The sequence below is a fragment of the Nocardiopsis trehalosi NBRC 14201 genome, assembly GCF_001552555.1.
Classification (GTDB): Bacteria; Actinomycetota; Actinomycetes; order Streptosporangiales; family Streptosporangiaceae; genus Nocardiopsis_B; species Nocardiopsis_B trehalosi.
The window spans coordinates 1-8399 of sequence record NZ_BCRK01000223.1 but is presented as its reverse complement, the minus strand read 5'-3'; the positions used below and the strand labels follow the sequence as shown (position 1 = coordinate 8399).

Below are 8399 nucleotides of genomic sequence, written 5' to 3'. Positions count from 1 at the left end.
ACAAACACGACCTAGCGCCAGGCGGGTCCCCAGCCGGCGCTGTCGGAGACGCCGGGCGGCAGCGGCGGCAGGAAGCCGGCCCCCGGCGGCACGGGGTCGGCCCGCTCCCCCGCGGCGTCGGCGGCGGGCTGCGGGCGCTCCCGCGGCTCCTCGGGGGCGGCGGTCTCGGCGGGGGCGGGGTCCGGCTCCGCCGCGGGCGGCGCCGGCTCCTCCCACGCGGGCGCGGCGGGCGCCTCGTCCCAGCCGGTGGCCGCCGGCTCGGGCCGAGGGTCCGGTGCGGCCGGTTCCGGGGCGGGCGGCGCCGGCTCCTCCCACGCGGGCGCGGCCGGCGGCGCGTCCCAGCCGGCGGCGGCCGGTTCCGGACGGGGGTCCGGCGCGGCCGGCTCCTCGGGGACGAACCCGAACACCTGCTGGGTCGCCGACGGCGAAGACCCCTGCGGTTGCGGGGCGGCCTCGGCGACCGGGGCGGTGCCCTCGGCCGGGGCCTCCGGCGCGGCAGCCGCGCCGTCCTCGGGCGCGGACCCGCCGGCGGCGGGCTGGAACTCGAACTCCCAGGCCGGGTCCGCCGGCGCGTCCCCCGACGCCCCTTCGGCGGCCGCCTGGCCGAGCGACTGCGCGGGCGCGGTCCGGCTCCACCACCGCGCCACCTCCTCGGGCGCCAGCTCCGACTCGACCTCCAGCCACCCGCGCACGTGCGGGTGGCGCCGGCCGGCGCTCCAGGAGCGGGCGTAGGGCTGCTCGTCCAGGACGAGCACGTGCTCGCCGTCGACCGTGGGGATGTCGGCGGGCACCCCCTCGTTCCACACCCACGACCCGTCGACGGCGACCAGGTTCCACCAGCCGCGCACCACGCGCGCCTCGGGGTCGGGGTCGGCGTCGCGGAACGACGCGGTCCAGCGGGGGTCGGGGCGCTCGCCGGCCAGCCCGCGCCCCTGCTCCCCGACCAGGGCGTCGGCCAGCAGGGTGTGCAGTTGGAAGTTGTCGCCGATGCCGTCGAACAGCACCCGGAAGCCGCGCCCGGACGCGCGGTCGAGCACCAGCGCGGAGGTGGCCTCGGACATCCGCAGCAGGGCGCGGACCTCCTCGAACTCGGGCAGGGCGGCGGAGAGCTGGTTGGAGATGGCGACGAGTTCGGCGCGCAGCTCGGCGTCGGAGCGCATCGCCTGGCGCACGCTCGACTCGCTGAGCATGGTCTTGGCGGCCAGCCCGTAGCGGCGGATGGTCCACCAGCACATGGTGGCCGTGGGGGCGGTCTCGCCGAGTTCGGCGGCGACGCGCTCCTCGGCGGCGGCGGTGACCTCGTCGGGGTCGGGGGGCGTTCCGCCGCCGGTGCGGTCCCAGGCGTAGAGGAACACGGCGGCGCCCTGCCCCATGCTGCGCAGCAGCCGCATGACCTCGACGCCGGTGCCACCGGGGTCGGTCCCCATCTCCACCATCGCCCCGGCGACGACGGACAGGTCGGCGGTGACACCGGGCGCGGTGTGGCCGCCGGCGAGGACGGGGCCGAGCGCCTCCAGGGCGAGTTCCCGCTCATCCACGGGCACCTGGGAGGCCAGGCGGTAGACCGTGTGCACGGCCGTGGGGAACTGGCGGGAATCGGTCGCGACGGAGGCGTCGATCAGTTCCTGGAAGGCGGCGCGAAACTCATCGATCACTCCGGCATCTTGCCACATAACAGACACGTTCGGGTTACAGCCCCAGGCGGGTGACCGCGTTGTCGTCGAGGGGGGCGGCCGTGCGGATGTAGGCGTGGACGGTGCGCGGGTTGGTCCACCGGCCCTGCCGCATGATCTCGCGGTCGGCGGCGCCGCCGAGGGCGGCCTGGGTGGCGAATCCCGACCGCAGGGAGTGCCCGCTGTAGGCGGCGGGGTCGAACCCGGCGCGCTCGGCGTAGCGTTTGACCAGGTCGGCGACTGCCCGCCCGGACACGGCGCGGTCGGCGATGTTGCCGTGCCGGTCGACCGCGGGCAGCAGCGGGCGGCCGGTGCCGTCGGCCAGATCGGTCCCGGTGAAGGTGTGGCAGCGGTGCGCGGCCGGCGCGGGGCCGCGCGCCTCCTCGGCGCGCGCGGCGGCCTCCAGCAGCGCGCGCACGGCGTCGGGCCCGCCGTCGCGGCGGGCCTCCAGCACCTCGGCCCAGTCGGCGAACGCGCACACCGGGCAGGTGGCGGGGCGGCGCCCGCGGGGCAGCGCGACCTGCTGGGCGTGCCGCGCCTCCTGGTCGGTCTTGGTGGCGCCCAGCGCGACGACGAGCAGGGGGTCGCCGGTGCGGGCGTCGGCGGCGGCGGTGACGTCGTCGAAGGTGAGGGCGGCGAGTTCGCCGCGGCGCAGCGCCCCGGCGAACCCGGTGAGCAGCAGCAGGGCGTCGCGCCGGCGGGCCGCCCCGGTGGGGTGTCCGGGTGCGGGCCGCTGCTCCAGCAGCGCCTCCAGGGTGTCGAGCAGGACGGGCCGCTTGCGGGCGGGGCGGGCGCGGCGGCGCCGCCGGATCCCGCGCAGGGTCATGCGCACCACGTCGGCCCGGGTGGGCGAGGGCAGGCCGTGGGCGCCGTGCACGGCCGCGATCGCGGCCGCCTTGCGCTCCAGGGTGGCCGGGGACAGCGCCCAGCGGGCGGGGTCGCCCGGGCGGACGGTGTCGGCGGCGGCGGCCAGGTAGACGGCGACGTCGACCGGGTCGGCGGGCAGCGAGCGGCGGCCCTCGGCCAGGCACCAGGCGCTGAACGCGGTCCAGTCCGACCGGTAGGCGCGCAGGGTGTTGGCGGACTGCGCGGAGGCCAGGTAGCGGCCCAGGGCGGCGGCCTGCTCGTCGTCGAAGCGGCGGCGCACGTCCTCCAGGGCCCGGGTGTCGACCAGGACGCTGGCGGCGCCGTGGGCCAGGCGCGCGCGCACCTCGGCCGGCACGATCTCCGCGACCTCCGCGCTCTCCCCGTCACCGCTCACAGCACACCATGATGGCGCACCGCGGCGGTGCGCGCCGCGGCGCACCGCCGCGCGGGGCGGGTCTCAGCCCAGGGAGCCGGTGAGCGCGGCGGCGACCTCGCCGGGCGGGGCGACCGTGAACAGCGCGAGCGCCGACACGGCCAGGGCGACGCCGAACAGGATCGCGGCGATGCGGCGGCGCAGCACGGCGGCGGCGACGGCCCCGGCCAGCGGGGCACCCAGCGCGCACACGACCAGGCCGAGCAGGTAGGAGCCGGCGGCGCGGCGCCCGGCGTCGGTGACCTCCTCGGTGAGCAGGTACAGCGCCTCGGCGAGGTAGAGCACGAGGAACACCGCGGATCCGGCGACCCAGACCAGGACCAGGCCGGCCCACAGCGCCAGGGGCCAGCGGGGGCGCGGTTCGTCGACCACCACGGGGGTGCGGGCGGCGGTGCGCGGCGCGCCCCCGGGGGCGGGCGGCCGGTCCGCGCCGGGCGCGGCCGCCCGTCGGGGTCGGTGCGGTTTCTTCTTCTTGGCAGACACGCGTCCTCCGGGTCGGCTGCGGCGGCCGGCGGCGGCCGCCCGGCCCTCACCCTAGGGGGCGCGGGCCGGTGCCCGGGTCAGGCGGCGGGGACGAGCAGGTGGACGGCCGCCACGTAGACGACGGGCCAGGCGAGCAGCGCCAGCGACCAGACGGCGGCCCGGCGGTCGCCGGCGACGGTGGTGATGGCGGCGGCCAGCAGCGGCAGCCCCACCGAGGCGCCGAAGCCGAGCGTGTACCACTCGGCGGCGGCGGCGTCGGCGGAGATCGCCTCGACGTAGCCGAGGGGGCCCAGGACGAGGGAGGCGGCCAGGAGCAGCCCCGCGGTGACCCGCACCCCGGTGGGGTGGCGGGTGTTGCGCTGGTCGGCGTCTCCGTTCTCGATCGGCGTCACCGGGAAAGGCACCTTCTCGCAGCGGGGTGGTGGGCGGCCGCGCGGGGGCGGCGCGGGGGGCAGGCGGCGGCGGGGTCAGCGGACACGTTCTCGCGGAGGTCCTTCGTCGTCGGTCATGCGGAGCAGGGCGGAGCTGTCGAGGAAGTCGGCCACCTCCTCGGCGAGGTCGCTCACGGAGCGGCCGGTGACCTCCAGTTCCAGGACGGGCAGGGCGCTGCGCGCGGCGGCCGCGCGCAGCTCCTCCTGCTCGCGCAGGAACACGGTGAGGTCGTCGTACTGAGCGGGGTTGGCGGAGATCCGCAACCGCTCCTCGCGGGCGGCGGCGAAGGAGTCCTCGGCGCGCGTGCACAGCACGACGGCGAAGCCGAGCGGGCGCAGCCGCTCCTCCAGCCAGTCGAAGTCGGGCCGTCCGCGACCCATCCGCGACTGGGTCACCTGCGTGGAGAGGTGGAACCGGTCCACGATCCACGAATAGTACCGCTGGAGTTCGAACATCCGCACCCATGTGCGGTACGCCTCCAGGACCGCGGGCTCCTCGGCGGGGCCGTAGTCGAGCATGCTCACCCCCCACGCCTGGTTGGTGAACCCGCTCCACTCCCCCGAGATCAGCGGCGAGTGGTAGCGGTAGCGGCGGTCGCCGACCAGCCGGGGGTGCTCGTTGAGCGCGAAGGCGAGGTCGGTCTTGCCGGTGAGCCGGGTGCCCTCGACGATGACCTTCGGGCACAGCGGCGGTGGCTGGGGGGTGGAGGTGGCCATGGCGACCATCCAACTCCCGTCGGGGCCGATGATCAAGGGGGCGTGCGGGTGCGGCGCGGGTCAGCGGGCGCCGGGCCAGTCGGCGGCGGCGCCGCACAGCCCGGCGAACCCGGCGAGGACCCGCAGTTCGGCGACGGTGCGGGGGGCGGCGGTCACCAGGTGCGGGGAGTACACCAGGGCGGCCACGACCTGGGCGCGCGACAGGGCGACGTTGAGCCGGTTGCGGGAGAGGACGAAGTCGAGGCCGCGGGCGGCCTCGGCGGCGCTGGAGACCGTCATGGAGCAGATGACCGCGGGGGCCTCCTGGCCCTGGAACCGGTCGACGGTGCCCACGCGCACCGCGCCCAGTCCGGCGGCCTCCAGGGCGGCGCGCAGCGCCCGCACCTGGAGGTTGTAGGGGGCGACGACGAGGACGTCCTCGGCGGTCAGCTCGCGTTCGGCGGTGGCGCCGGGCTCGCGCACGGTGCGGCCGACGAGGTCGGCGGCGACCGCGACGACCGCGGCGACCTCCTCGGGGCTGTGGGTGGCGCGCCCGGTGTGGTCGACGGGCAGCCGGTACAGGCCGGGGGCGACGCCGCCGATGGCGCGCTCGGCGGTGGAGGGGTGGGCGTGCAGCAGGCCCCGGTAGGACAGGTCCGACACCGGGGCGCACACGGCGGGGTGCATGCGGCGGGTCTGGTCGAGGAAGTAGCCGCGGGCGGGGTCGATGATCTCGGCGCCGCCGACGAGGTGCTCCAGGGCGGAGGCGCCGGCGCCCTCGCCGTGGGTGCCCTGGACGACCTGCGGGAGCTGCTGGGGGTCGCCGAGCAGTACGAGGTCGCGGGCGGCGGTGGAGACGGCGAGGGTGTCGGCGAGGGCGAACTGGCCGGCCTCGTCGATGATGAGGACGTCGAAGGGCTGGGCGCGCACCGCCTCGTTGGCGAAGTTCCACGCGGTGCCGCCGACGAGGTGCCCGCCCTCGCGGCCGGCCCGCCAGCCGGCCAGCTCCTTGACGCTCTTGGGCTGGTCCCAGGCGGCCTCGGGGTCGGGCTTCTTGGCGGGGCGCTTGGCGCAGGGCAGGTCGGTGCCTGCGGCGCGCGCGGCGGCCAGTGCGGCGGTCAGGACGTTCTCGACGGCCTTGTGGCTGGTGGAGCAGACGCCGACGGTGCGGCCCTGGGCCACCAGGTGGGTGATGAGGCGGGCGGCGAGGTAGGTCTTGCCGGCGCCGGGCGGGCCCTGCACGGCGAGGTAGGAGGAGTCGAGCCGGTCGACGGCGTCGATGACGGTGGCGACGAGGTCGCCGCCGTGCTCGGCGGGGTCGGGCAGGCCGGCGCCGTCGCGGGTGCGCGGCGGGCGGCGGCGCAGCACGTCGACGCCCGCGGTGTCGGGCAGGGCGGGCAGGTCGGCGGCGGTCTCGGCGGCCAGCTCCCACAGCGCCTCGTCCTTGGGAGCCGAGCGCACGGGCGGGCCGGGCAGGACGGCGGCGGGGGCGCGGGCGTAGGTCTCGCCGGGGGTGCCGGTCTCGACCACGGTGACGCGGTCGGCGGCGGCGGTGGCGACGGTGGCGTTGACGGTGTCGGCGCCCTGCCCGGGCGGGCCGGGGTAGAGCAGGCGCACGGTGTCACCGGTGCTGAAGGGGTGGGGGCGGACGGGGTCGCAGCGCAGTTCGATCTCGCGGCGGGCCAGGCGCTGGCGGCCGGTGGGCTCCTGCCAGTCGCCGCGCAGGACGCGCAGCGGGACCAGGCAGTCGGTGTCGGCCTCCAGTTCCTCCATGGGGGCGGAGACGCGGCGGAAGTAGTCCCACCAGGAGGGGTTCTCCTCGCGGCGGTAGTAGCCGGCGAGGGCGGCGAGCAGGGCGCGGGCGGCGTCGTCGGGGGTGCGGGCGGCCGGGTCGGGCGGGACGCCGTCGAGGAGGGGGTCGGTGAGGGCGCGCAGGCGGGCCTCCTGCTCCTCGCGGCGGCGGCGCCGCTCGGCGGCGCGCTCGTCGTCGTCCTCGGCGGCGAGTTCGTCCTGGCGCAGGGGGCGGGCGGTGATGCCGTGCTCGGCGCGCAGGTCCTCCAGCCAGTCGCGGAGCCGGGCGGTGGAGACGCAGTCGTCGCGGTTGTAGTCGGCGATGTCGGCGAGGACCTTGGCGGCGCGGTCGGTGTCGCCGGCCTCCTGGGCGGCGGCGTACTCGGCGTAGGCGTCGATGCTGGAGGTGGCGGTGGTGACCTCGCCGGCCCGGGAGCCGCCCAGGTAGAGGGGTTCGAGGTACTTGATGGAGTAGGAGCGCTGGGAGACGCGCAGGCTCTTCTTGACCACGGTGAACAGGTCGACCAGGCGGCGGTGGCGCAGGAGCTCGTCGACCTCGGCCTCGCGGGTGGCGAAGGTGGCGGACAGCAGTTTGAGCCGGTCGGCCTCGTAGGAGGCGTAGTGGTAGACGTGCGCCCCGGGGTCGGCGTCGACGCGGGCGGTGGCGAAGTCCACGAACTCCTCGAAGGCGCGCTTCTCGGCGGTGCGGTCGTGGGCCCAGAAGGCGTGGAAGCGCTCGCCGCCACCGCCGGCGGGTTCGCCCTCTCCGGGGCGGGCCAGGGGGTCGTCGGCGGTGGTGACGGCGCCGAACAGGTATTCCAGGCCGCGGCCGTCGGCGCCGTCGAAGTAGGGGTAGCCCTCCATGTCGAAGAACACGTCGCCGGGCGAGGGGGCGGGCAGCCCGGCCAGGCCCTCCTCGGCGTAGACCTCGGCGATGACGGTGCCCTGCGGGTCGTCGGGGCGGCGGGTGGCGTCCTGGCGGACCTGGAGCGCGGCCTGGGCGCGCAGCCGGGTGAAGGTGTGGCGGGGCAGCAGGCCGGGCCGGTCGTCGTCGGTGGCCTCGGCGAGGGCGTCGATGGTGGTGATGCCGGCGTCGCCGAGCTTGCGGGCCTGGTCGGTGCGGAGCCCGGCGACCAGGGAGAGGTGGCGGGCGGCGGCGCGGCCGTCGGCGCACAGGGCGGCGTAGCCGCAGCCCTCGCAGGCGGCGCAGGGCGGCCCCCACAGCGGGGTGGGCAGGGCGGCGGGTTCGCGCAGCCGGGCCAGGAGGCGGTCGCGGACCGTGGCGAGGATGGGCAGGAACTCGGCGACCCGGTGGGCGTGGACGGCGCGGTCGCCGGTGAGCAGGTACATGTGCTCGGGGGCGCCGGGGCCCATGCGGCCGAGGGCGTCGGCGTAGGCGGCGAGCTGGAGGACGGCGGCGGGGCCGGGGTGGCGGGCGAGCTTGGTGTCCCAGGGTTCGTAGCGGGCGTCGGCGCCGGGGCGGCGCTCGCCGGTGGCGGGGTCGACGGCGGTGCTGATGAGGAAGTCGGCGCGGCCGTGGAAGGCGATGCCGGGTTCGACCGGTTCGTAGAAGCAGCCCTGGTAGACGACGGGCGCGCCGGCGGCCATGGCCTCGGCGGTGGCGCGGGCGGCGGCGCGCATGGCGGCGTGGGTGGGCTCGGGGTTGGGGACGGTGACGACGCCGTCGCCGAACAGGTCGCGCAGCCGGTCGAGTTCGGCCCGCTCGTGGGCCTCGCCGTGCCGGGCGACGAGGGGGTCGATGTCGGCGGGGACGGGGGCGCCGTCGACGCGTTCGGCGAGGGCGGTGCGCAGCGCGCTGCGGTGGTCGCACTGCATGGCGTCGACGAGGTCGGTCGGCGAGACCACGCGGCCCGTCTCGTTGCGGAACACCCGTCACTCCCTCCCCGGCGTCGTGATGCGGGGCATTCTGCCACGCGGGGGCGTCGGAACGCGGGCGTCCGGGGCCGCACGGTGTGGCGGGGGCGGCGGTGGGGCCGGAAGCGGGGGCGCGGCTCCCCGGCAGAG

General features: G+C 77.4%; 6 protein-coding genes. All 6 read right to left on the bottom strand.

Going from position 1 to position 8399, the window contains the following annotated elements; translation table 11 throughout:
* Positions 1 to 11 precede the first annotated feature (11 nt).
* Positions 12 to 1655 carry a hypothetical protein gene (locus tag NT8_RS25310; RefSeq protein WP_067974728.1) on the bottom strand — a complete coding sequence of 548 codons (1644 nt, stop codon included), beginning with the start codon at positions 1653 to 1655 and terminating at the stop codon, positions 12 to 14.
* Positions 1656 to 1689: 34 nt separating this feature from the next.
* Positions 1690 to 2934 (bottom strand): site-specific integrase, encoded by a 1245-nt coding sequence (locus NT8_RS25305; RefSeq protein WP_067974725.1) that lies wholly within the window; start codon positions 2932 to 2934, stop codon positions 1690 to 1692.
* Between the two features lie 63 nt (positions 2935 to 2997).
* Positions 2998 to 3456, bottom strand: coding sequence for a hypothetical protein (locus NT8_RS25300; protein ID WP_067974721.1), 459 nt, complete (start codon positions 3454 to 3456; stop codon positions 2998 to 3000).
* 77 nt (positions 3457 to 3533) lie between these two features.
* Entirely contained in the window at positions 3534 to 3848 is a 315-nt protein-coding gene (locus NT8_RS25295; RefSeq protein WP_067974718.1) for a hypothetical protein, read from the bottom strand.
* 75 nt (positions 3849 to 3923) lie between these two features.
* On the bottom strand, positions 3924 to 4604 hold the full coding sequence (locus tag NT8_RS25290) for a hypothetical protein (protein ID WP_067974731.1): 681 nt from the start codon (positions 4602 to 4604) through the stop codon (positions 3924 to 3926).
* Positions 4605 to 4664: 60 nt separating this feature from the next.
* Complete coding sequence (locus tag NT8_RS25285; RefSeq protein ID WP_067974715.1) at positions 4665 to 8264, bottom strand: TM0106 family RecB-like putative nuclease; 3600 nt, start codon at positions 8262 to 8264, stop codon at positions 4665 to 4667.
* Between the last annotated feature and the right edge of the window lie 135 nt (positions 8265 to 8399).